A 24,068-nucleotide genomic window follows, 5' to 3' on the forward strand; every position below is an offset into this window, starting at 1 on the left:
AGCGTTATGATGTATTTAACGATAGCAGTGCTGTGTAGCGTTGCCGTCTCTGTGTTACTTAAAATATTGCGCCAACGTGATATTGATATTCGTCAAACCATCGTTGCCGGCTATCCGGTCGCCTTTTTATTGACTTGGTTTTTACTCAAGCCAGACGTCAGTGGCATGAGTAACCTTGGTGGAGCATGGGCAATTATTATCGGCCTTGGTGTACTACTGCCTGCGGTATTTATTATACTCGGGCGCGCGATTGAAGCAATCGGTATGGTAGCTACTGATGCCGCTCAGCGACTGTCCTTGATCATTCCTATTGTCGCCGCTTTTTTATTATTTGGTGAAGTATTGACAGGCATACGCGTTTTTGGCTTATTGCTCGGGTTTTTGGCGCTCGGGGCGCTGATTTATCGTCCGCAGCAGGGTGAGATTAGCAAACAAGCCAAACATACACCGCTATGGTTGTTTGGCGTCTGGGCAGGCTATGGCGTTATTGATATTCTATTTAAACAAGTTGCCAAGCAAGGTGCTGCCTTTCCACTGACACTCTTTGTCAGTTTTGGGTTGGCAGGTCTGCTATTGTTGATTTATCTGCTCATCATGCGCGTACGCTGGCAGGGCAATGCACTTGCAGCAGGGATATTACTTGGTGCGCTAAATATGGGTAATATTTATGCTTATATTCGCGCTCATCAAGTATTGTCAGAATCGCCAAGTATCGTCTTTACTGGGATGAACGTTGGTGTGATTGCTGTTGCTACTCTTATAGGCGTTGGAGTATTTAAAGAATCACTCAACCGTATTAATATATTGGGTTTATTATTGGCGATTTTCTGTGTCGCAGTCTTGTTTTTGGCGTAGATATTTTTGGCGTAATATAGGTATAACAACAATTTTATAAATGCTTTTGCCGTTCAGTTATAGGCACATATAGCATCCTATGGTAAGGTTATCTACGAACAGTTAAACTAATATCAGCTAAAAATATCATTTGTGACACTTGACCTCAATAAATAAAATAGGATGCTCTTTCCATGGAATATCAAAACCAATATAACAAACAGCTACAACGTATCAAAAATGGTTCAGGATTTATCGCAGCCCTTGACCAAAGTGGTGGCAGCACGCCAAAAGCGTTAGAGAATTATGGAGTTATGGGCGATGCCTATGACAATGACGAAGCCATGTTTGACCAAGTGCATGAGATGCGAGCGCGTATCATGACGTGCGACTGCTTTGATAATGAGCGGGTACTTGGCGCGATTTTGTTTGAAGATACTATGGAGCGCGCGGTCAATGGTAAGCCCACTGCCAACTATTTATGGGAAGACAAGCAAATCGTCCCGTTTTTAAAGGTGGATAAAGGCTTAGCAGAGCGTATGAATGGCGTGCAAGTCATGCGCCCGATGCCAAATCTAGATCTATTATTGGACAAAGCAAAAAACTATCCAGTATTTGGTACTAAAATGCGCTCCGTGATTTATGAGCCAAGTGTTGATGGCATTGAGTTAGTTGTCCAACAGCAGTTTGACGTAGCAAAGCAAATCCTATCAAAGGGTCTAATGCCGATCGTTGAGCCAGAAATTGATATCAATAGTGAGAAAAAGCATGATTGTGAGCTGATTCTTAAAACCAGTATTTTGCATAATCTTGAGCGCTTAAATGATGAGCAACAAGTGATGCTCAAATTAACCTTACCTGAAGAAGCCGGATTTTATCAAGAACTGATTGATCATCCGAAAGTATTGAAAGTCGTGGCATTATCGGGTGGTTATAGTCGCACGGATGCCTGCGCAAAATTGAAGCAAAATCCGGGTATGATTGCTAGCTTCTCGCGTGCCTTTACTGAAGGCTTGAGCAAGCAGCAAAGCGATCAAGAGTTTGCTGATACTATTAATACTTCGATTGATGAGATTTATCAGGCTTCTAAAATTTAACTTTTAGAGTCTAATTTGAAATTTTAAGTTTAAAGCATTCATCTATTAGTATAAAAAAAGCCCCTGTTATGTGCAGGGGCTTTTTTTATACTTGAACAATAGTTGTTAGCGTTGTATTTCTATACTTTTTTATATAACTGCCGAGCTTCTTTGTGAGATTTTTCTGTCAGTTTATTTGGCATTTAGTCCTTTGGCATACTCACGGACATTCTGAGTGATTTTCATTGAACAAAACTTTGGACCACACATGGAGCAAAAGTGTGCCGTCTTGTGTGCATCTTTGGGTAAGGTTTCATCATGAAATTCGCGCGCGGTATCAGGGTCGAGCGCCAGATTAAATTGATCATCCCAGCGGAATTCAAAACGGGCTTTTGATAAGGCGTTATCACGAGCTTGTGCGCCCGGATGACCTTTGGCAAGGTCGGCGGCATGGGCTGCGATTTTATAAGTGATGATGCCGTCTTTGACATCCTTTTTATTCGGCAGACCCAAATGCTCTTTTGGGGTGACATAACACAGCATGGCGGTGCCAAACCAGCCAATCATCGCCGCGCCTATCGCACTAGTGATATGGTCATAACCCGGTGCGATATCGGTGGTTAAGGGTCCTAGTGTATAAAAGGGCGCATCAGCACAAACTTCAAGCTGCAAATCCATATTCTCTTTAATACGGTTCATCGCTACGTGTCCCGGACCTTCAATCATGACCTGTACGTCATGCTTCCATGCCACTTGCGTCAGCTCGCCAAGGGTACGCAGCTCACCAAACTGCGCTTCATCATTGGCATCTTGCAAGCAGCCCGGACGTAAGCCATCGCCCAAACTAAATGCCACATCATACTGTTTCATAATCTCGCAGATGTCTTCAAAATGAGTATATAAAAAGCTTTCTTTATTATGAAACATGCACCACTGTGCCATGATAGAGCCACCACGCGAGACGATACCGGTTAAGCGTCCAGCAGTTAGCGGAACGTATTCAAGCAATACGCCAGCGTGAATAGTGAAGTAATCAACGCCTTGCTCGGCTTGCTCGATAAGGGTATCGCGAAATATCTCCCACGTTAAATCTTCGGCTACGCCATCGACTTTTTCTAATGCTTGATAAATCGGCACCGTACCAATCGGTACAGGTGAATTACGAATCAGCCATTCACGGGTTTCATGAATATGGTTACCAGTAGACAGATCCATGATGTTATCCGCACCCCAACGCGTCGCCCATGTCATTTTCGAGACTTCTTCATCGATAGAAGAACCCAGCGCTGAGTTACCGATATTGGCATTAATTTTCACCAAAAAGTTACGCCCGATGATCATCGGCTCAGATTCAGGATGATTGATATTGTTCGGGATAATAGCGCGACCCGCGGCAACTTCACTGCGTACAAATTCTGGGGTGATAATCGCTGGCGTGTGCGCACCAAAAGTCTCGCCTTCGTGCTGGCGCATATCAGTCAGCTCATGCTGTTTTTGGGTTTCGCGGATAGCTATATATTCCATTTCTGGGGTAATAATGCCACGGCGAGCATAGTGCAATTGAGTAACGTTACCTACTTTCCCATCAACAGCTTTAGCACGGCGAGGCTTGTCAATATGAGCAAAGCGTAAGTTTGCAGTACTGATATCACGTGCGCGCGCCAGACCGTATGAGCTTGATAAACCAGCTAGCTGTTCGGTATCACCGCGCTCATCTATCCAACCTTCGCGTAGTTTTGGCAGACCTTTGGTCAAGTCAATTGCGGCATTGGGGTCGGTATAGACGCCTGAGGTGTCATAGACATAAAACGGTGGATTTTGCTCCCACTCGGACTCGGACACGCCTTGGATAGGAGTAGGGTCAAGGGTAATCTCGCGCATCGGCACTTGAATATCAGGGCGTGAGCCTTCGATATAGACTTTGCGAGAGGCAGGCAAAATGCGATGTAGGTCGCGTGCGTCTTCTTCAAAACGGGCGTCAGTTTCGCTGCGATGGGCGGGAGTTTTTAGTGCGTCTGCTTTGCTTGCTTTTACAGGGGTATGTGTGGTGGCTTGCGAGCCAATATCTGAAATAGTCATATGCTGTCCTAGCGTGTTGGTTTTTGAATAAAATCAACACCGCCAGTATCTGCGGGGCAAGCCTATCCCATATCGATAAATTCAATCACGAAACAATAATGCTATCAAAATAAATTTTAATAGCATTATCTATAAAGGATTGGTCGGGCATCATTTTATTTATTGGCATACAGCAATATAAAGCGCTGCTAGATATGAACAATAATAAGAAGGCATTTCTGCGCGCCCTTTATACAGATATAACATAAGCTTAAGACTTCCCTGCGTCGGTACTAACCGCATCAGGTTCGGCGGGTGGTTTCTCAGCGACCATACGTCAACTGCATATTAAGCAGTCAATATATATCGCACCCCGAGTCTGTCAGTGTTGTGAATCTTCTTAATACTATCAAACTTCGACGACAAGTCCTAGTCATTTACCGATTTGTTAGTACCGTTTCAATATTAACTTTCTGGTGTCCATCCCTGAGCACGCTCATAATCTTCATTATCTAAAAATTTATCGCGCTGCTCAGTTAAAAATTGCTTCGCTTTTGGATCCAGCATACTAAGATGGTTTTCGTTAATCAGCATGGTTTGCTGCTCAAGCCACTCTTTCCAAGCCTTTTCAGACACGGTTTCTTGCAGTTCTTGACCTTTTTTATTCGGAAAAGGCGGATGCGGCATTTTTGGTAACTCTTGCTGATATTTGCGGCAAAAAACGGTATTGGCTTGTGGGTTAAAGGTTTCGGTCATGAATGACTCCTGTTTATAATGGTTTTTTTAATGAGGTTAATAACAAATGATATTACCTAATACTGTACCTGATTATGCTCAAAAAAACACCCGCAACGAAGGCGGGCATTTTTAATAATAAAGCGCTAATACTATTAAACAGATATTAAGCGAATAATTCCAATCGAGTACGACCACGGCTGACGGCTTGTTTGACTTGATTCGGCGCAGTACCGCCCAAATGATCACGCGCGGCAAGTGAGCCTTCTAAGGTTAAATACTCAAACACGTCTTCACCAATCGCATCGCTAAACTGCTGGAGTTGCGCAAGAGATAAGTCGCTTAAATCAACGCCCTCAGCAATGCCCAAAGCGACGGCATTACCGACCACTTCATGAGCATCACGGAACGCTACGCCACGGCGCACCAGATAATCCGCTAAATCAGTTGCAGTTGCATAACCTTTCATCGTGGCGGCGCGCATATTTTCTTTATTCGGCGTGATATTTGGTAGCATATCAGCAAATGCTAGTAATGAACCGGTCAAGGTATCAACACAATCAAATAGCGGTTCTTTGTCTTCTTGATTGTCTTTATTATAAGCAAGCGGCTGGCTTTTCATTAGGCTAAGTAGCGTCATTAATTGACCAAATACGCGTGCGGCTTTACCACGAACCAACTCTGGTACATCAGGGTTTTTCTTTTGCGGCATGATAGATGAGCCGGTACAAAAGCGGTCAGGAATCTGCACAAAGTTAAATTGTGCTGACATCCAAAGAATAATCTCTTCGCTCATGCGTGACATATGCATCATTAAAATAGATGCTGCCGAAGTAAACTCGATGGCAAAATCACGATCTGATACGGCATCTAGCGAGTTTTGGCAAATACCTTCGAAACCTAATAGCTCAGCGGTAATGGTACGGTCAATTGGAAAAGTCGTACCAGCAAGTGCCGCGCTACCAAGCGGCATTTGGTTAATGCGACGACGGGCATCGACTAGGCGCTCGGTATCACGGTATAGCATCTCAAACCATGCCATGACATGATGACCAAAGCTGACCGGCTGCGCGGTTTGCAAATGGGTGAAGCCTGGCATGATGGTATCAGTATGTTGCTCAGCCAAATCTAGCAAGCCACTTTGCAAGCGCACCAATAGCGCAATGATATTATCAGTCTCTTCGCGTAACCAAAGACGAATATCAGTCGCCACTTGGTCATTACGGCTGCGACCGGTATGCAGCTTTTTGCCTACCGCGCCGACGATATCGGTCAGGCGCGATTCGACGTTCATATGCACGTCCTCTAACGCAATCGACCAATTAAACTCACCGGCTTCGATTTCGCGTAGCACTTGATGCAATCCATCAATGATCGTTGCAACGTCATCAGCTTCCAAGATACCGCATTCTCTGAGCATGGTCGCATGGGCAATTGAGCCTTGAATATCGTGGCGGGCAAAGCGCTGGTCAAAACCAACCGATGCGGTAAAGGCTGCCACAAAGCTGTCGGTCGCTTCACTAAAGCGTCCTCCCCACATCTGCTGACCCTGACTACTAGTAGTAGGGCTGTTCTGTGCGGCAGCGTTTGTTATTGAAGCATCTGTGCTAAACTCAGAAGCAGATGAATTTTTATTTGAATCAGGATTACTAAGGTTTGAAGAATTGGCGTTCATATCAGTCTAAGACAAGTCAAGAGAATAAGAACTCAAGTATAGCAAATGATGAGGTTGCCTTACTAGCGGAGCGCTTAGAGTTTTTTATACCCAAGCTCATGGAAATCATGAAACCTTGGCAATGGCTGCTGGCAATCTTTTTTTGGTCGCTTTTTTTAGCGATTGTCGATCGTCATAGCGTTGTCAATGAAACACAATTTGCCATAAAAATGACGGCAAGATTTATCCAAACCACCTTAACACTACTGCCTTCCTTTTATCTCATTGACTATCTACGCCCTGTTTTTAAACGTATGCGTACATTGAAGGTGAGCTTATATGTTCTGTTCATCATTACTATCAGTGCCATTATCACGTTGATATTGGTTCTGTTATTGATGATCAATACAGGCGCCTTTACCTTTACTCTCACTGCTTTTATTTCAACCGTTATCTTTAATACTTTAATTATTGCAGGATTTACTATTACGGGATTGCTGATCTTTTTACGTCGTTATCGTGAGATGATGGCGTTGAAGCAATCTTTTGAAAAAAAGCTTGCCGCCCAAAATGATGTATTAAAAGCGCGTCTGGCACCGCATTTCTTTTTTAATACCATCAATACCTTGATGTCACTGATTGAGACCAATCCTTCTCGCGCTGCCGATTTATTACAACACGTTTCAGTATTATTTCGTGCCAGCTTTAATGGCGCGCGCGAGATCAGTTTTGCAGAAGAGGTGGCACTTTGTGAGCATTATTTGGCCATTGAGGCGATTCGATTGGCAGACAAGTTGGTAGTAAGTTGGCAGCTGCCTGATGAAAATACCATGTATGACATGGTCATCACCGCTTTGAGTTTACAGAGCGTGATTGAAAAAATGCTGCTGAATGTGGTTGAGAGGAGCACTGAAACTGTATATATCGATATTCATGTCACGTGGCTACAGCACCGTGTGGCAATCACCATTAACGTGCAATTACCTAAAAATAGTTTAATGATCCATCATGATTTGCGCCAACATATGGATTTTCATATTCAAGCGCAGCGCTTACAAGCGTATTTTGGTCAGAGTGCAGATATCCAAAGTAGGGTGACAAGCAAACAGATTATGACCACTATCGATTATCCGCTACAGGACGTTAGCTTATAGCTTTTTTAACCGTGGCATATTTATTGCAGCATTTATTATATCGCACGAATAGTATGGACGGATAATAAGTCTGATTAAGGTAAATCTATTATCAAAAACCATTATTTCCCTATACTAGATGATAGGTTATAAGTGCTAATATATTATTGATATTTTTAAATATATGTTCAAAGTATGCCCTTGAAAGGAGCTTGCATGCGGATCGTAGTTTGTGATGATGAACCATTAGCTCGTGAACGTTTGGTTAGGATTGTTAAAGAGTCAGGTCATGAGGTGGTTGCCCAAGCAAAGACGGGTATCGAAGCCATTAGTGCCGTAAAATCTCAGCAGCCAGACATCATATTGCTAGATATTCGTATGCCTGAGATGGATGGCGTACAGTGTGCGCAAGAGCTTGCTAAGCTGCAACATCCGCCCGCAATCATCTTTGTGACGGCCTATGATCATTATGCCATTGCCGCTTTGAAAGCCAATGCCATTGGTTACTTGCTAAAGCCTGCCAATAAAGATGAGTTGCTCGAAGCCCTAGAAAAAGCCACCAATCTCAATGCGGCGCAGCTCAATGAGATTCGTAAACTTGAAAGTCCAACGTCTCGTCCAGTGCGCGAACATATTGCAGCGCGTACCCATCGCGGTGTTGAGCTGATAAAACTCAAAGATATCTACTATTTTACGGCAGATCAGAAGTACGTCAAAGTACGGCACAAGGATGGCATCGTGCTCATTGATGACACCTTAAAAGAGCTTGAGCAAGAGTTTGAAGACAAGCTGTTCCGGGTGCATCGTAACGCTATCATCAATATCAAATATTTAGATTTTTTAGAAACTTTAGATGCCGGCCAATATCAGTTACATTTTAAAGGAATTGATGAGACTTTGGCAGTGAGCCGCCGCCATTTACCAGGGCTGCGCGAAAAGATTCAAAACATCTAAGCATGCCTCACTTTGTCTCCTAAAGTAATCACGCCATATCATCAAACCCTTATTTATGCTTAAATAGGGGTATTTTTTTTGCATTATTATCGTTATAAACCATTTTTATGCCCCATCTTGGGCGAAAAACTCACATTATCGTCGAGCAATGACCGTTTAGTATTAAAATTATTGAGGCCTTTTATGAGCACCATGCAGCAACCTGCTTTGACTACCTTAAATATCGCTACGCGCCAGAGCCCACTGGCATTATGGCAAGCTGAGCATATTCGTAATCGATTACTAGCTTTGTATCCTGAGATGACAATTAATCTGCTAAAAATCGTCACTAAAGGTGACAAAATTTTGGATACGCCACTGGCTAAAATTGGCGGGAAAGGTTTATTTGTTAAAGAGCTTGAGCAAGCACTGTATGACAAGCAAGCAGATATCGCGGTGCACTCACTCAAAGACGTGCCCATGGATTTACCAGAAGGGTTGACGCTAGGCGTTTATTGCAAACGTGCTTCACCAACCGACGCTTTTGTATCGAATACTTATCATAGTATCGATGAGTTGCCACAAGGGGCGGTAGTCGGTACTGCAAGTTTGCGTCGTCAGTGTCAAATCAAAGCTTATCGTCCCGATTTGCAAATTAAAACCCTCCGCGGCAATGTCGGCACGCGACTAAGCAAGTTAGATGCGGGCGAGTATGATGCGATTATTTTGGCGACTAGTGGTCTAAAGCGCATTGAGCTTGATGCACGTATTCGTAGTGAGTTAGATATCAATATTTGCTTGCCAGCGGTTGGGCAAGGCGCATTAGCGATTGAATGTCGTGAAGATGATGCCGACGTATTAAAATTATTGGCACCACTCAATGACGACAAAGCCCGTATCCGCTTAATCGCTGAGCGCGCATTAAATCGTCATCTGCAGGGCGGTTGCCAAGTACCTATCGCCGCTTATGCTGTATTACAAAAGGCAGATGCATTGGCTGCTGATAATGATAGCAATGATAATGACAATGGTAACAACGATGCTGGCGATACCTTATGGCTGCGCGGTCGCGTTGGTCAAGAAGATGGTAGCGAGCTGCTTAAGGTGGACAAGCGCCAGACGTTAACAGGCAGTCAAGCTGAGCAAGAAGCCCAAGCAAACCAGTTGGGTATCGAAGTTGCTGAGATGTTATTGCAAGCTGGTGCTGGTGAGATTCTATCAGCGATCTATCATCCTGAGTAATAGCTAGTCTGTATAACACTGGATCATCATTATCAACTCAGTCATAGAGTTATCATGGTTTAGATGACTCTATGATGGTGCTAACTCTATTTGCTTTTTTCACGGTATATTTATGTCTTGGTCATCATCTAAGTCCACGGATTCAAATCAACCAATTAATACGCCATTATTGCTGCCGCAGATCGTCATCAATACGCGCCCAGTCGAGCGTGCCGCCCCACTGACGCGACATTTACAAGCGGCAGGTATGTCGGTTGTTGATATGCCGATGTTGACACTGCAACCGCGTTTGACCACTGATAGTGATATGATACTGATGCGCCAGTGGCTAGCAGGCGAGTATCAAGCATTGGTCATCGTTAGCCCGACAGCGGCAGCCTCAGGTTTGGCTATATGGCAGTTGCTTGAGCGTGAGCGCCAAGCTAATAGCGCAACTGATAAAGAAGCAAAGGGTACAGAAGGTAGCTCTAGGCTTTTAGCAGCGCCAAGCCATCTGATTGCGGTTGGAGAAGCGACTGCTGCGGTATTAAATGAGGCAAAGTTGCCATCTGCCAGCTATCAAGTGCTGCAGCCTGCTATTGCTAATAACGAAGGTATGCTAGCGATGCCTGCGATTGACAGCCTGCAGGCGGGGGATAAGCTGCTTGTGTGGCGGGGTCTTGGTGGACGACGATTATTGGTCGATACTTTGCAAGCGCGCGGTGTCCATATCGATAGTGTTGCTTGGTACGAGCGCAAAATGCCTATCAATGCCATGGCGCAGTATCAGCAATGGCGACAAGACTTCAATAATAAAAACGCGACAATTGGCATAACCGTGTCACAGCAGTCGAAACCTATCGTCATTGTGAGTAGTGGCACAGCATTTGAGCATTGGGAAAGTATCGTTCAGGCTACCAAAACAATAAATTTAGCAGCAGAAAACCAAGCGATGTCAGCCAATGCGCCGCTTAAACTATCAGACTTTGCTTATGTGGTATTGGGCGAGCGCTTAGCCAATATGGTCGCAAAAAAGCAGCTAAGTTATTGGCGCGTGGAGGATCTGGCGCCAGAAACCATTCTTACTGCTATTAATACAACGGGCTGATAATATTTAAAGTATAGTCAGTTTAAGAGAAAAGAGAGCCGTTTAGAGTAACGTGCTCTTGCTAGAAATTTTGCTTACTTTATTTGCTCAGATGACTGTGCTTAACCTTATCAATCATGAACGGTGTGGCCTTATGCCAATGAACTCTGAATCGTTATCGAAAGATCCCTCTGCTCTTCAGCAGCGCCGACAAGCAAATATGTTCTTGTTACGCTTGCAATGGGTGGTTATTTTATTGTTGATAGGCGTCTTATTGTGGCTATATATCAGTCAGCAGCGTTTTCAGCATACCGTCAATGAACGCTTGCAAAGTAATGAGCAAGTTGTCAGCCGTTTAAATGAGATGGACGACCGCCTATTTGCGATGAGTCAACAAACGCTGCCAGCGACTAGTGCAGCGGTCAGTAGCCAAGCTCAAAATCAGCTAGATTTATTGCGTATTCAGATACAAGCCGCCGATAGATTGTTGGCCGACAGTAATGGCAGTGCGGCGATTGATTTATTACAAGGCCTGCATTGGCAGCTTTCGCAAAAAAGTAATGAGATTGCGCCTGCGCTGACAGTCGTTATTAAGCAAAGTTTGGTCAAAGATATTGAGCGATTGCAGGCGAGAAGCGCTCAGCCAAGCTCTTGGCAGCTGCAAAACCTTGCCATTCAAAATATTCAAGACTTTTTATATCGCCATGAGCGTGTTATTAACAATGGTAGCAATCTTAAAAGTACACCACAGAAAAATGCAGTGCTGAGTCAATCTGCTGACAATAGCCGTTTAACGCGTCGGCAACTGACGATTCATGAAGCCATCATGACCTTAAATCTAGCCAGTCAAGCCAGTAACATGCATGATCGTGATCAGTTAGTCATGTATTTAAATCAAGCCCGTAAGCAGCTGCAAACGCTGATGCCTAAAAAAGTAGAAGCACAGACCTCTATTGACAACAAAAAACAGTCCGACCAAAATAACTTACAGACCAAATCCTCTCCTAAAAATATGACAGAGGTGATAGAAGGTCTGGATCGATTGATTGTCAATGCGCCAAGAACGTCGCCATTATTAACCTCGCAGATTTTGAATAAGCAGCAACGTTAATGGTTTGCTGATCTATACTATAGTCGGTCCTAAATAAAAGAAATGTTATAAGGCATTACTGGGGTTAATTTTTCTTGCTTGCTGTGCCTACGCAGACAGAGGCTGCGAATCATTAACCCCAGTAGTGCTGTGCCCTTTTTAAAGTGGATTGACTATATCGTTTTAAAGAACAATAAAAATAAGAGACAGGCAATTATGGAACTTTTTAATAAAACATCTATCGTTAATAATTTGGACAATCATCTGCCTGACGAGCTTTCGCATTATCCTATTATTCATCAGCAGCCGATTCATTGGGGTGAGATGGATGCTTTCAATCACCTAAATAATGTGGTGTACTATCGTTATGCTGAGTCAGCCCGTATTGGCTATTTGCAGGCGCTTGGCATGTTTGATAGTAATATGGTCACGGTATTGGCACAATCAAGCTGCCAGTATTTACGCCCAGTGATTTATCCTGATACCTTGTTATTAGGCGTGCGTTGCCAGCGCTTGGGCACGACCAGCATTGTGATAGAGTACAGCTATTATAGTACGGCACAAGCTGCCATCGTTGCGACCGCTGAGGCAGTGGTGGTGCGCTTAGATAGCAACGGTCAAGATAAAAAGCCATGGACTGATGAAGAGCGTGAACGACTGCTAGCACTAGAAGCGACGTTCGGTCATATCCCACAAATCTAAGTATGGCGTTTTTTGATTAAACTTTGAACGAACAATAAAAGGGGCGCATCAACCTAAGCTGATGCGCCCCTTTTATTGACAATAATTTTTCACTTTTAATGAAGCGTATTAATCTTGCTTTGGCGCATGGACAAAATCAACCACGTTCAAATCAAAACCTGACAAAGCGTAAAACTTCATCGGTGAGGACAAAAGGCGCATATCACGCACCCCTAAATGACGCAGTATCTGCGCGCCAACCCCAATGCTGCGATACGGTTGCTGTGTGATGGTCGATAAAGATTCATTCAATGCCGCCTTATCCAAGGCATCACCCAAGTCAGTCGGTTCATGGTTGCCAATCCAAACCAAGACACCACGCTCTGATGCATTGATCTCTTCTAATGCTGAGCGCACGCTCCAGCCGCTACGACCAGTAGTATCGTTTTTGGCAGCAAATAAATCGCGTAATGGATGAAAACCATGTACGCGAACGGTGCTAATACCTTGGCTCACATCGCCTTTTACCAACGCTAAATGGGTTTCAGTCGCACCGAACTCACGGAAACGATGTAAGGTAAAGGTGCCGTATTCTGTTTCAAATGGGTGCGATGCAATTTCTTCAACAGTCTGCTCGTTGGCAATACGGTAGTTAATCAAATCAGCAATCGTACCGATTTTTAGATCATGTTCCTTTGCAAATACTTCAAGGTCATCACGGCGCGCCATGGTGCCATCGGCATTGATAATCTCGACAATGACCGCTGCTGGCTCAAGTCCGGCAAGACGTGCCAAATCACAACCGGCTTCGGTATGTCCGGCGCGGTGCAAGACGCCGCCATTTTGTGCCATGATTGGAAAAATATGGCCAGGCTGAACGATATCTTCTGGTTTTGCAGAAGAGGAGACGGCTGCTTGAATGGTACGCGCGCGGTCAGCGGCTGAGATGCCGGTAGTCACGCCTTCAGCCGCTTCAATAGAAACGGTAAAGTTGGTACTAAATTTTGCCTCATTACGATCAGACATGAGTGGCAGCGCCAATTGCTGACAACGTGCTTGTGATAAGGTCAAACACACTAAGCCACGCGCATGAGTAATCATAAAGTTGATATCATCAGGGCGAACATGGGTCGCTGCCATGATAATATCGCCTTCGTTTTCGCGGTCTTCATCATCCATCAAGATGACCATTTTACCTGCACGAATGTCTTCGATAATCTCAGGAATCGTATTTAAACTCATAGTAGATCTCAATATTTTATTATATAAATAGGTGTCAATATGGGATATAAAGCGTTGTCTGCCTATTGTAGCAGTAGATGCGACAAAGCGCTGTTGTGGCTAAGCAAAACGCGCTGGATCAAATTTATCAACTGTAGACGTTATCTAATCATTGCTTACACATCATTATGAGGACATTTTAACGCTTTTCATCCCACTGTGCTGCCTCATCTTGAAACTATATAGGCCAGTCTATCTAAAATCGTGATTAGTATCACTAATGGTAACGACAATTGATAGATCGCCGCATATAATCAGTCATATTTTGAGTGATTAGTCATTACTCGCCGCTTGGTCTTTCAGCCAATCGATAAACTGCTTGCTATGCTGCTCACGCTGATTGTCCGCAAATTCATAAAAGCGCGTACCGATTAAATTGTCTGGTAAATAACTTTGCGCATAATAATGATTGGGATAATTGTGGGGATAGATATAATCTTGTCCATAGCCTTGATTGCGCATTAATTTGGTCACGCCATTACGTAGGTGTAGCGGCACAGGTGAGGCGTCTTTTTCTGCCAAGCTCATCGCAGCATTGATAGCGTTGTAAGTACTATTACTTTTGGCACTGGTTGCCAGATAGACCACCACTTGCCCCAAGATAATACGTGATTCTGGCATGCCGATGGATTGCACGCTGCGCAATGCCGCATCAGCAAGGAGTAGGGCATTAGGGTTGGCGTTACCGATATCTTCACTGGCTAAAATTACCAAACGCCGCGCGATGAAGTCGGCAGGCTCACCGCCCACCAGCATCCGTGCCATCCAATATAGTGCCGCGTCAGGATCTGAGCCGCGCACTGACTTTATCATGGCTGAGACCATATCATAATGCTGCTCACCATCTTTATCATAGCGTACGAGTGCAGTCTGGGCGACACGAGCGACTAAGGCATCGTCGATAATGAGCGGTGATTGCTTGGTATCAGCCGTTTGAATCGCCAGCTCTAATAAATTAAGGGCTTTTCGTGCATCACCATGTGCCAACTGGCTAATCGTATCTTGCGCCTGCAAATCGACCGATAGGTTTTTCAGTATATTATCTTCTAAAAGCGCCCGCTGTAATACCGCACTGATTTGCTCAGGCGTCAATGGCTCTAGGCGATACACTTGGCAACGAGACAAGAGGGCATTATTGACACTAAAGGAAGGATTTTCAGTGGTCGCGCCAATCAAGGTGATATCGCCAGACTCTACTGCACCAAGTAGCGCATCTTGCTGAGCTTTATTAAACCGATGAATCTCATCAATAAAGACCACCGGCGACTCAAAACTCAATGAATCCTTACTGTCTAATACCTCGCGTAACTGCTTAACCCCAGTATTTAAAGCAGATAGTGCATGGAAAGGTCGTTCAACGGCATCCGCCAAAAGCATAGCGATGGTTGTCTTGCCAATGCCTGCTTCTCCATGCAAAATAATAGACGGTAGGTGTCCTTGCTCTACCAAGCGCCTTAGCGGAGCACCTACTGCTAACAAGTGCTCTTGACCAATAATGGCATCAAGCGTGGTCGGGCGCATACGCTGGGCGAGGGGTGTATCAGCATGAAAATTAGGTGGCATAAAATTCTCTATAGCTTCTGTGATTCAAAGCTTTTTATTGTAAGATTAAACAGTTATCCATAGTATTCAAAGTCAAATTACTGTTTTTGATATTTGTCTTTATAATGCTGTCCTTATTGCGATTAAGCAATAAGTCATAAATAAGGTAATAATTCATGATGTTTTTAACATTATTATAAAAGCTAGGCTAACGCAGATTCACGTTAATAAAAGTCAGCTAAATGTACAGCTTATGTCTTTAACGCTTTATTTATATCTATATTATCCCTATTAAGGTGTTAACTAACTTTACGAAAATGATAGATCACAGATAAAGGATGATAGTAGTCATGTTGCAGTCGATTTTTAAGCGTCTATTAAATCGTAGTTCAGCATCTGCTAACTTAGTAACTGCTAAACAACAAGCGCGGTCTCTTACTGAAGGTGAAATTACTCTTGCACGTTCGGTTTTTGGTGACAGCCTCAGACTTGATGACGTTCAGCTGAAAACAGCATGGTGGGTACTCAAACATTACGCTGTGAGTCCTAATGGTCATATTTATTTTCATGCATCAGATTGGATAGATGATTTCAGCCAAGCGCCATTGGGCAAACAAGGTTGGCTGATACATGAGTTGACACATGTGTGGCAGCTGCAACAAGGCTTGAAGGTGGTACGCGGTGCTATTATCGATCGTCGCTATAATTATGTGCTAAAAGTGGGTAAGCCTTTTTTTAAATATGGTATCGAGCAGCAGGCACGCATGGTACAAGACTATTTTGTTCGTCGTCAGCGCGGACAATACTGTCAAGATCTTGCAGGCTGTATTCCATTTTTAGTGGTTTAATTGCGACTAATCTTGAGCCTAGTAGACCATGCCGCGACTGATTCTTAACCTCTATATAGCTATGTGATATTTTTGTTTTTAACACAGGAAATAAATTCAGATGTTTAAATTTTGGCTAGTAAAACATGATAATGGTGTTTATGGTAACCTTACCAATAAAGGTATTGAGTGTCCACAGCACTCAAATGCCCTACTGGCGGCGGCATTGACTGGTGTCTTATTGTTAAGCGGATGTCAGCAGCAAGCAGCAGAAGAAAATGTAGCGGATAAGCCCCAAACCAGTGAGCAAACAAGTGAAGAAGACAGCCAACCGATGGCGCAAAGTGATTCTGCTGCCGCACGTATTGAGCAGTTCCAACCTTTATATGTTACCCAGTTTCAGGCATTGCAGGGGCGTCTGCAAGCAGAGTACGAGTCGCTACAAGCTGCTGATATCGCAGACAGTGAAAACGCTTTATTAGTCGATAAGCCTACTGTTGCAACTGGCAATGATCAGCCAGTTAACAGCGATCAAGGAGCTATAGATGCTACGCCACAACTAACACAAGATCCGGTAGCAGCTGTAAAGGATGCAGAAAATGGCAACTCTGGGACAGATACTGACACAAACGATGAAATTAACACCAGTACCGAAGTTGGTGAGCGCGATTTAACGGTGTTAAAGCGTATTAGCTTAGAGCCACGTAAACCTGTGATATTAACTGAAAAGCAGATTATAGAACGCTATGAGCAAGCAATGGAAGCGCTTTATCAGCCAGTGACCACGCCACTGAATGCGCAGGATACGGATACTTTGATTAATATCGCAACCTTAGTACCACAGCTTTTTGAAGATGCAGAAATTGCTGGCAGAGTCAGTGCTAAAAGCCCTGCATTGGCACGTTTAATTATTCAGCATCAAGTTTGGGAGCAGATAGAAGCCCAGCAAGTACTAGATATGCAAAAAATGAAACAAACCCAACAACAAGAATTTGAGATGCTAATGGCGAAATTCAATGAAACGATTGAAGGTTATGATGAACAAATCGCTAAATATGAGCAAACGCTAAAAGAATTTAAGTAATCCGTTAAATTTAGCCATAAAAAAATCTCGCACATGGCGAGATTTTTTATGACTGTTTATTTTTACAAATGCTTAATTACTATTTACGATCTTCAACTTTAACGAAATCGCGCTGCGTTTCACCAGTGTATAACTGACGTGGGCGACCGATTTTGAACGGTGCGCTGTGCATCTCTAACCAATGGCTGATCCAACCAGAAGTACGAGCTAGTGAAAAGATAACGGTAAACATTGACGTTGGGATACCGATGGCTTTAAGGATAATACCCGAGTAAAAATCAACGTTTGGATACAAATTACGCTCAACGAAGAACGGGTCTTCTAAAGCGATTTTCTCAAGTGCCATAGCAAGCTCAAGCTTAGGATCATTGATACCCAATGCGCCTAGTACTTCGTCACAAGTTTCTTTCATTACTTGTGCGCGTGGATCAAAGTTTTTATAAACGCGATGACCAAAGCCCATCAGTTTCACTTCACGGCTTTTCACTTTTTCCATGAATTCAGGCACATTTTCAACTGAACCGATCTCATCTAACATCTCAAGCACGGCTTCGTTCGCGCCGCCATGTGATGGTCCCCAAAGGGCGGCGATACCAGCAGCGATACACGCATAAGGGTTAGCGCCAGTAGAACCAGCTAGACGTACCGTAGACGTTGACGCGTTTTGCTCGTGGTCAGCATGCAAAGTAAAGATTTTGTCCATGGCGCGAGTGATGACGTCATTGGTTTGGTAATCAACATCAGCAGGCGTGGCAAACATCATGTATAAGAAGTTTTCCGCATAATTGAAATCATTACGTGGATACATGAACGGTTCGCCTTGTGAGTATTTATAACTCATTGCCGCAAGTGTCGGCATTTTAGCGATGAGACGAATCGCGGTAATTTCACGATGTTCTTCATTGCTGATGTCTAAATCTTCATGATAAAACGCAGATAAGGCACCAACGACACCAACCATAATTGCCATTGGATGGGCGTCACGACGGAAGCCTTCAAAGAACTTACGCAATTGATCATGAACACCAGTATGCTTACGAATTTTTTCAAAGAAATCGGCTTTTTGCTCAGCGTTAGGCAGATCACCATGAATCAGTGCATAAGCCACTTCTAGATATTCTGCATTGTTTGCTAACTGGTCAATAGGATAGCCGCGATGCAATAGCTCGCCTTTACCACCATCAATGAAGGTAATTTTCGATTCGACAGGAGCAGTTGCCATAAAGCCTGGATCATAGGTCCAATAGCCAGCTTGTTGGAAAGCAGCAACTTCGATAACTGACGGCCCTAAAGTACCTTCAGTAATAGGAAGTTGGTAGTCCTTACCATCTAAGGTCAATGTGGCTTGATTATCAGCCATAATTTAATCTCCATTGTTTTAACTTGTTAGAACAAAAATAATAGTGACGCACACCCTCGCGTCATAAATAGTCAAATGGCCAAAATGAATGTGACCTATTTAATATGCAGGCTATATTAGCAGTTATTACTTAAGTTTTGAAAAGACTTTTACTTGCTAGACCACCAATAGACGTGCGCTAGTAGTGCTTATCGGTTGTAAACTTTGTATCAAAATATGTCTAGTAGGTAATTTGACTGTAAACCATCTTATTTATCATAGCGTAATGATTATTATTAACCTAGATATAAAGAGACAGTTTTAAACAAGTACTCTTCTGAGATATCTTCTAATATTTACTATAAAACAGACAGAGCATCATTAGCTGATACATTCGTTTGGCTTTATAGGTCACTAAGCCTGAGTAATACTAATGAATTCATATTGCAAATAGCCAGTTTTTTGTTAATAAATCTCTAATAACCACTATTTAGGGGATAAATTTGTAATTAGGGCTCAGTCATTTTATAATTAGAGGGATTTAACTGGCACTAGCTTTGCGCAAATTGATGACTTGTCCTAATAAAGTAGGTAAGGGGCTTTGCTCCACTCATACTTTGTTACGATTGAATAATCACTTTGTAGACCAAGACCGAGCTTATCGCTTGAATATTCTTGTTAACTGTTCTATTTTTAAATAGCCTACAGTGAAGTTTACCTTAACAAAAAAGGATAACATAGAGATGACTCCATGGCGTTGTCTTTTTTTTGTTAATGGGAACCAGTAAAAATAGAATAGTTAATCGATTTATCCCGTGCTTCGTTTTGTGGTCTGTTAATATGTAGAAAGCTTATTGTTGAAAGGGTTTATTGAGCGATAGTTGAATGCCCATAATGACCCTGTCAATCTTCGTATGCTTTCAGATTTAGCGCAAATAAAATAACGTCAGCTAGCCCTTCCTTACCTTATTCATCTCATGTGTTGCTCGCCGCTTATAGAAGTGTATTTGTACCAAGCGTTGATAGCAGATACAGGAGTATAACCGCAAAAAGGATGCCCGCTGTGAAAAGCAACCGACCTATTGATCTGCCCTTAAGCCAAGTGATTAGCGTTAATCGCTCACCGATTGCGATAGCTTCAATCTTGCATCGTATCTCTGGCATTATTTTATTTCTACTTATTCCTGTCATGTTATGGATATTACAGAATTCTTTGGCGTCGCCTGAGAGTTTTGAAGCCATATTTGACAATGTCCTTGTTCGCTTTTTGGCGTGGATTTTTGTCGCCGCCATCGCTTATCACTTTGTGATGGGTATCAAGCATTTATTTGCTGATATGGGTATGAATGAGGAGCTAAAATCTGGCCGTGCCGCTTCTATGATTAGCTTTGTAATTGCAGCAATCTTAATTGTCGCGTCATTTGTATGGGTGATGTTCTAATGAAAAATGATTCAGGAATCAAAAGCGCTACTGGTCTAACCGGCTCAGGTTCACGTGATTGGATTATCCAGCGTATCAGTGGTGTGGTTTTAGCCGTATACAGTGTGGTATTACTGGGCTTCTTCTTAACTCATGGCAATGTAAGCTTCGTTGAATGGTCAGAATTTATGACCAGTTTACCGATGCGTCTGTTCAGCTTATTGGCCGTTTTGGCGTTGGCTGGTCATGCTTGGGTTGGTATGTGGACGGTATTTACTGACTATATTACCACTGGCAAACTGGGCTCAAGCGCAGCAGGTCTACGTTTAGTGCTACAGTCATTAATGATTATCGCTATTTTAGTTTTCCTATTTTGGGGCATTATGATTTTTTGGGGTAACGGCTTCGGTGTTGTTGCGGTTTAACCATTAATCATAGATTTAGATATTGATTTATCTGATTTTTATAAATTGAATATCTAACCATAACAACGGACGAACCTGACAGCATTGGCGATGATTCGCTTATTTGAAAGCGTTTATTTTAAATAACGTACTTTAAAGTGCTCAGACGATAAGAAATCCGTTAGTAGCCAAAATAGTCATAGCTAATCATAGCGTTGGGCGCCCACTAAATTCACAATTACTGATACGGTAAATGACGCTTATTTAATAGATAAAAGCTGTGAAAAAGTGAGCAAGCCCAATATAACGATAGATATGCAAATTAAGTGGTTGAAGGCTGTCTGTATTGTATTTTGATTATTGTCAGTAGCGTTGCAGCAAAAGCTTGCTAGCGTTAACGCACAATAAGATACAGAGCAACCTTTTTATTTACTTCTAAGCATTAACAGGCATTAGGAAAACCGTAATGGCAACTAGACAAGATAATACCATTAGTAATATTAAAACCCTGAACTACGACGCGGTCATCGTTGGTGGCGGCGGCTCAGGTATGCGTGCTTCATTGCATTTAGCGGAAGCGGGCATGAAGGTTGCAGTCTTGACCAAAGTATTCCCGACCCGTTCGCACACCGTTGCTGCTCAAGGCGGTATCGGTGCAAGTTTGGGTAATATGAGCAATGATAACTGGCACTTTCACTTTTATGACACCGTTAAAGGGTCAGATTGGTTAGGTGACCAAGACGCTATTGAGTACATGTGCCGTGAAGCGCCAAAAGTGGTGTATGAGCTTGAGCACATGGGTATGCCGTTTGACCGTAACGAAGACGGCACGATTTATCAGCGCCCATTCGGTGGTCATACCTCAAACTATGGCGAAAAAGCCGTACAACGTGCGTGTGCTGCTGCTGACCGTACCGGTCACGCACTACTGCATACGCTATATCAAAAAAACCTACAGCAAGGTACTGAATTCTTTATCGAGTGGATTGCCCTTGATTTGATCAAAGACGACGCTGGTAACATCAATGGCGTTATCGCTATTGAACAAGAAACGGGTACTGTTGCGGTATTCCAGTCGCCAATCACTGTATTAGCGACAGGCGGCGCAGGTCGTATCTTTGCCGCATCTACCAACGCTTATATCAATACTGGTGACGGTATTGGCATGGCGGTTCGCGCAGGTATTCCATTACAAGATATGGAGTTCTGGCAGTTCCACCCAACGGGCGTTCATGGTGCCGGCGTACTATTAACCGAAGGTTGCCGCGGTGAAGGCGCTATCTTACGTAATAAAGATGGCGAAGCCTTTATGGAGCGTTATGCCCCAACCGTAAAAGACTTAGCACCACGTGATTTAGTATCACGCTCTATGGACCAAGAAATCAAAGAAGGCCGTGGTTGTGGTCCAAATGCTGACCATATCGTAATGGATATGACCCATTTAGGCGTTGAAACCATCATGAAGCGTCTGCCATCAGTATTTGAGATTGGTAAGAACTTCGCTAACGTTGATATCACTAAAGAGCCAATTCCCGTTATCCCAACCATTCACTACATGATGGGCGGTATTCCAACTACGATTCATGGTCAAGTGATTGTACCGGATCTAGAAGCAGGTACGGATGAAGATGGTCTATATGCAAAAGGTAACGTGGTTAAAGGTCTATATGCCATTGGCGAATGTGCGTGCGTCAGTGTTCACGGTGCCAACCGTTTAGGTACCAACTCACTGCTTGATTTATTAGTCTTTGGTCGCGCTGCAGGTAAGCATATCGTTGATGAATTCCATCATGCGGATCATAACTATAAGCCACTTGATCCTCGCGTCCTTGATTACACAGTCGGTCGTTTAGACAAGCTGCAACAGTCAACTTCAGGCTACAATGCGCAAGACGTTGCCGATGAGATTCGTGCAACCATGCAAACGCATGCCAGTGTATTCCGTACACAAGCGATGATGGATGAAGGCGTTGCAAAAATCCTAGCGCTAGGCGAAAAGATTGATCAGATTCATTTGGCTGATAAATCACAAGTCTTTAACACTGCTCGTATTGAAGCTTTTGAAGTAGGCAATCTTTACGAAGTAGCAAAAGCGACGATGATATCGGCGGCCCAGCGTCATGAAAGCCGCGGCGCGCACAGTGTCTCTGACTATGATCGTCCTGAAGATGATGAATACGCACCAAACGGTCGTAACGATAATGATTGGATGAAGCATACCTTATGGTATTCTGAAGGCAATAAGATTATCTATAAGCCGGTTCGTAAAATTCCATTAACGGTTGATTATATCGAGCCAAAGGTTCGTGTCTACTAAGTCAGACGCCTTGCGCCTGATGTGTATAGACAGCATAAACGTTTTATCCTTTATTCATTTATTAAAAAGGTGACCGCCAGCTACAAGCTCATGCTAGCGCCCTATTAATCAGTATTTGATCATTCTTGTCAGTACAGATTAATAGCCAGCGCGACTATGTTGCAATCCTTGTATGCCCGCCATCACCGACGTGTGGAGTTTAGCATTATGAGCCGAGGTACTCGCACCATCGAAATCTATCGCTACGATCCTGATCTGGACGCAGCGCCGCGCATGCAAACTTATACGATTGAGCTATTAGACTCAGATCGTATGTTGCTTGACGTGTTATTACGCCTAAAGAAGGAAGATGAAACTCTTACCTTCCGTCGCTCGTGCCGTGAAGGCATCTGTGGCTCTGATGGCATGAATATTAACGGTAAAAATGGTCTAGCATGTTTGATCAACATGAATACTTTGCCAGAAAAAGTAACCGTTCGCCCGTTACCAGGTTTGCCAGTGGTTCGTGATTTGGTCGTCGATATGAACCAATTCTACGAGCAGTACGAAAAAGTACATCCATTCTTAATTAATGATCAGCCAGCGCCTGCGACTGAGCGCTTGCAGTCACCTGAGCAACGTGACAAGTTAAATGGTTTATATGAATGTATTTTATGTGCCTGCTGTTCAACCAGCTGCCCATCATTCTGGTGGAATCCTGATAAGTTCTTAGGACCATCAGCACTACTGCATGCTGATCGTTTTGTTTCTGACAGCCGTGACAGTGATACGCGCGCGCGTCTGGCTCGTTTAGACGATCCATTCAGCTTATTTCGTTGCCGCGGTATCATGAACTGCGTATCAGTATGTCCAAAAGGCTTGAATCCAACTAAAGCTATCGGTCATCTGCGTAATTTGTTGCTTGATCAAGCAGGTTAATATACCTTTTAAGCTCAATTAGCTTTATAATAGCGCTATAAAAAACACCACCTGAGATAAGGTGGTGTTTTTTATTCGTTAAAATAAGCAAAACAATAGCGTAAAGTCACCATGCTTGTTAAGTCGTCTTAGAACAATATTTGAATTTGCATCAGAATAATGATGACAAGTAAGGCCATACTAACAATACGTTGCTTATATGTAAGACAACCTGTTATCTGCTCCATCTGCCTATATAATTATAAGTAGTAATAGCTAAGCATAAAAAATGCTTGGTTATTATAAGATTATAGGGGTGAATGACGATGATAGAAGGTATATAATACTGAGGTTAAAACCGATGCATAGCAGTGATGTATCAATATGCAGGAAGTTAATCACCTATGAATTGCGTAAAGTGATAATAGATATTCATTGTGTAAATACTTAGTATT

General features: G+C 43.3%; 20 protein-coding genes and 1 riboswitch. Of the genes, 14 read left to right on the forward strand and 6 right to left on the reverse strand.

Annotated elements, in window-relative coordinates; translation table 11 throughout:
- Positions 1 to 6 precede the first annotated feature (6 nt).
- Entirely contained in the window at positions 7 to 855 is an 849-nt protein-coding gene (locus JMX89_RS00470; protein WP_201530572.1) for an EamA/RhaT family transporter, read from the forward strand.
- 173 nt (positions 856 to 1,028) lie between these two features.
- Positions 1,029 to 1,931: a fructose bisphosphate aldolase gene (locus JMX89_RS00475; RefSeq protein WP_133103961.1), complete on the forward strand. Its 903-nt coding sequence runs from the start codon at positions 1,029 to 1,031 to the stop codon at positions 1,929 to 1,931.
- A gap of 171 nt (positions 1,932 to 2,102) precedes the next feature.
- On the opposite strand, the gene thiC is transcribed toward JMX89_RS00475, so the two are convergent.
- The 3 genes from thiC to argH form a co-directional block, all read right to left on the reverse strand.
- On the reverse strand, positions 2,103 to 3,989 hold the full coding sequence (gene thiC, locus JMX89_RS00480; RefSeq protein WP_133103960.1) for a phosphomethylpyrimidine synthase ThiC: 1,887 nt from the start codon (positions 3,987 to 3,989) through the stop codon (positions 2,103 to 2,105).
- A 241-nt stretch (positions 3,990 to 4,230) separates the two neighbouring features.
- A riboswitch (TPP riboswitch) is annotated at positions 4,231 to 4,354 on the reverse strand.
- A gap of 79 nt (positions 4,355 to 4,433) precedes the next feature.
- A complete protein-coding gene (locus tag JMX89_RS00485; protein WP_011512469.1) occupies positions 4,434 to 4,724 on the reverse strand; it encodes an oxidative damage protection protein in 291 nt (96 codons plus the stop codon).
- A 145-nt stretch (positions 4,725 to 4,869) separates the two neighbouring features.
- Complete coding sequence (argH, locus tag JMX89_RS00490) at positions 4,870 to 6,243, reverse strand: argininosuccinate lyase (protein WP_011512470.1); 1,374 nt, start codon at positions 6,241 to 6,243, stop codon at positions 4,870 to 4,872.
- Between the two features lie 116 nt (positions 6,244 to 6,359).
- On the opposite strand from argH, the gene JMX89_RS00495 reads away from it, so the two are divergent.
- From JMX89_RS00495 to JMX89_RS00520, 6 genes are all read left to right on the forward strand, one after another.
- Positions 6,360 to 7,511: a sensor histidine kinase gene (locus tag JMX89_RS00495; protein ID WP_201530571.1), complete on the forward strand. Its 1,152-nt coding sequence runs from the start codon at positions 6,360 to 6,362 to the stop codon at positions 7,509 to 7,511.
- 195 nt (positions 7,512 to 7,706) lie between these two features.
- On the forward strand, positions 7,707 to 8,444 hold the full coding sequence (locus tag JMX89_RS00500; protein ID WP_011512472.1) for a LytR/AlgR family response regulator transcription factor: 738 nt from the start codon (positions 7,707 to 7,709) through the stop codon (positions 8,442 to 8,444).
- Between the two features lie 183 nt (positions 8,445 to 8,627).
- Positions 8,628 to 9,665, forward strand: coding sequence for a hydroxymethylbilane synthase (gene hemC, locus JMX89_RS00505; RefSeq protein ID WP_201550445.1), 1,038 nt, complete (start codon positions 8,628 to 8,630; stop codon positions 9,663 to 9,665).
- 112 nt (positions 9,666 to 9,777) lie between these two features.
- On the forward strand, positions 9,778 to 10,752 hold the full coding sequence (locus JMX89_RS00510; RefSeq protein ID WP_201550448.1) for a uroporphyrinogen-III synthase: 975 nt from the start codon (positions 9,778 to 9,780) through the stop codon (positions 10,750 to 10,752).
- 133 nt (positions 10,753 to 10,885) lie between these two features.
- A complete protein-coding gene (locus JMX89_RS00515) occupies positions 10,886 to 11,842 on the forward strand; it encodes a hypothetical protein (RefSeq protein WP_201550451.1) in 957 nt (318 codons plus the stop codon).
- A 195-nt stretch (positions 11,843 to 12,037) separates the two neighbouring features.
- Entirely contained in the window at positions 12,038 to 12,523 is a 486-nt protein-coding gene (locus JMX89_RS00520; protein ID WP_201550452.1) for an acyl-CoA thioesterase, read from the forward strand.
- A 108-nt stretch (positions 12,524 to 12,631) separates the two neighbouring features.
- On the opposite strand, the gene ribBA is transcribed toward JMX89_RS00520, so the two are convergent.
- A complete protein-coding gene (gene ribBA / locus JMX89_RS00525) occupies positions 12,632 to 13,744 on the reverse strand; it encodes a bifunctional 3,4-dihydroxy-2-butanone-4-phosphate synthase/GTP cyclohydrolase II (protein ID WP_201550454.1) in 1,113 nt (370 codons plus the stop codon).
- 312 nt (positions 13,745 to 14,056) lie between these two features.
- On the reverse strand, positions 14,057 to 15,346 hold the full coding sequence (locus tag JMX89_RS00530) for a replication-associated recombination protein A (protein WP_201550456.1): 1,290 nt from the start codon (positions 15,344 to 15,346) through the stop codon (positions 14,057 to 14,059).
- Between the two features lie 329 nt (positions 15,347 to 15,675).
- Here JMX89_RS00530 and JMX89_RS00535 point away from each other — a divergent pair, with 329 nt between their 5' ends.
- Complete coding sequence (locus JMX89_RS00535; protein WP_133103952.1) at positions 15,676 to 16,173, forward strand: type IV secretion protein Rhs; 498 nt, start codon at positions 15,676 to 15,678, stop codon at positions 16,171 to 16,173.
- A 100-nt stretch (positions 16,174 to 16,273) separates the two neighbouring features.
- Positions 16,274 to 17,236 carry a hypothetical protein gene (locus JMX89_RS00540; protein WP_201550458.1) on the forward strand — a complete coding sequence of 321 codons (963 nt, stop codon included), beginning with the start codon at positions 16,274 to 16,276 and terminating at the stop codon, positions 17,234 to 17,236.
- A gap of 79 nt (positions 17,237 to 17,315) precedes the next feature.
- On the opposite strand, the gene gltA is transcribed toward JMX89_RS00540, so the two are convergent.
- Positions 17,316 to 18,596, reverse strand: a complete 1,281-nt coding sequence (gltA, locus tag JMX89_RS00545) for a citrate synthase (RefSeq protein ID WP_201530562.1) — start codon at positions 18,594 to 18,596, stop codon at positions 17,316 to 17,318.
- Between the two features lie 1,033 nt (positions 18,597 to 19,629).
- Between gltA and sdhC the strand changes: the two genes are divergently transcribed.
- The 4 genes from sdhC to JMX89_RS00565 all read left to right on the forward strand — a co-directional run bounded on the left by sdhC (position 19,630) and on the right by JMX89_RS00565 (position 23,634).
- Complete coding sequence (gene sdhC / locus JMX89_RS00550; protein WP_191691306.1) at positions 19,630 to 20,016, forward strand: succinate dehydrogenase, cytochrome b556 subunit; 387 nt, start codon at positions 19,630 to 19,632, stop codon at positions 20,014 to 20,016.
- A gap of 17 nt (positions 20,017 to 20,033) precedes the next feature.
- Positions 20,034 to 20,420 carry a succinate dehydrogenase, hydrophobic membrane anchor protein gene (gene sdhD, locus JMX89_RS00555; protein WP_227670405.1) on the forward strand — a complete coding sequence of 129 codons (387 nt, stop codon included), beginning with the start codon at positions 20,034 to 20,036 and terminating at the stop codon, positions 20,418 to 20,420.
- A 445-nt stretch (positions 20,421 to 20,865) separates the two neighbouring features.
- A complete protein-coding gene (gene sdhA, locus JMX89_RS00560; RefSeq protein ID WP_201530561.1) occupies positions 20,866 to 22,716 on the forward strand; it encodes a succinate dehydrogenase flavoprotein subunit in 1,851 nt (616 codons plus the stop codon).
- Between the two features lie 207 nt (positions 22,717 to 22,923).
- On the forward strand, positions 22,924 to 23,634 hold the full coding sequence (locus tag JMX89_RS00565) for a succinate dehydrogenase iron-sulfur subunit (protein ID WP_011512485.1): 711 nt from the start codon (positions 22,924 to 22,926) through the stop codon (positions 23,632 to 23,634).
- The last annotated feature ends 434 nt before the right edge of the window (positions 23,635 to 24,068 follow it).

Source organism: Psychrobacter sp. DD43 (assembly GCF_904846555.1).
Taxonomy (GTDB): Bacteria; Pseudomonadota; Gammaproteobacteria; order Pseudomonadales; family Moraxellaceae; genus Psychrobacter; species Psychrobacter cryohalolentis.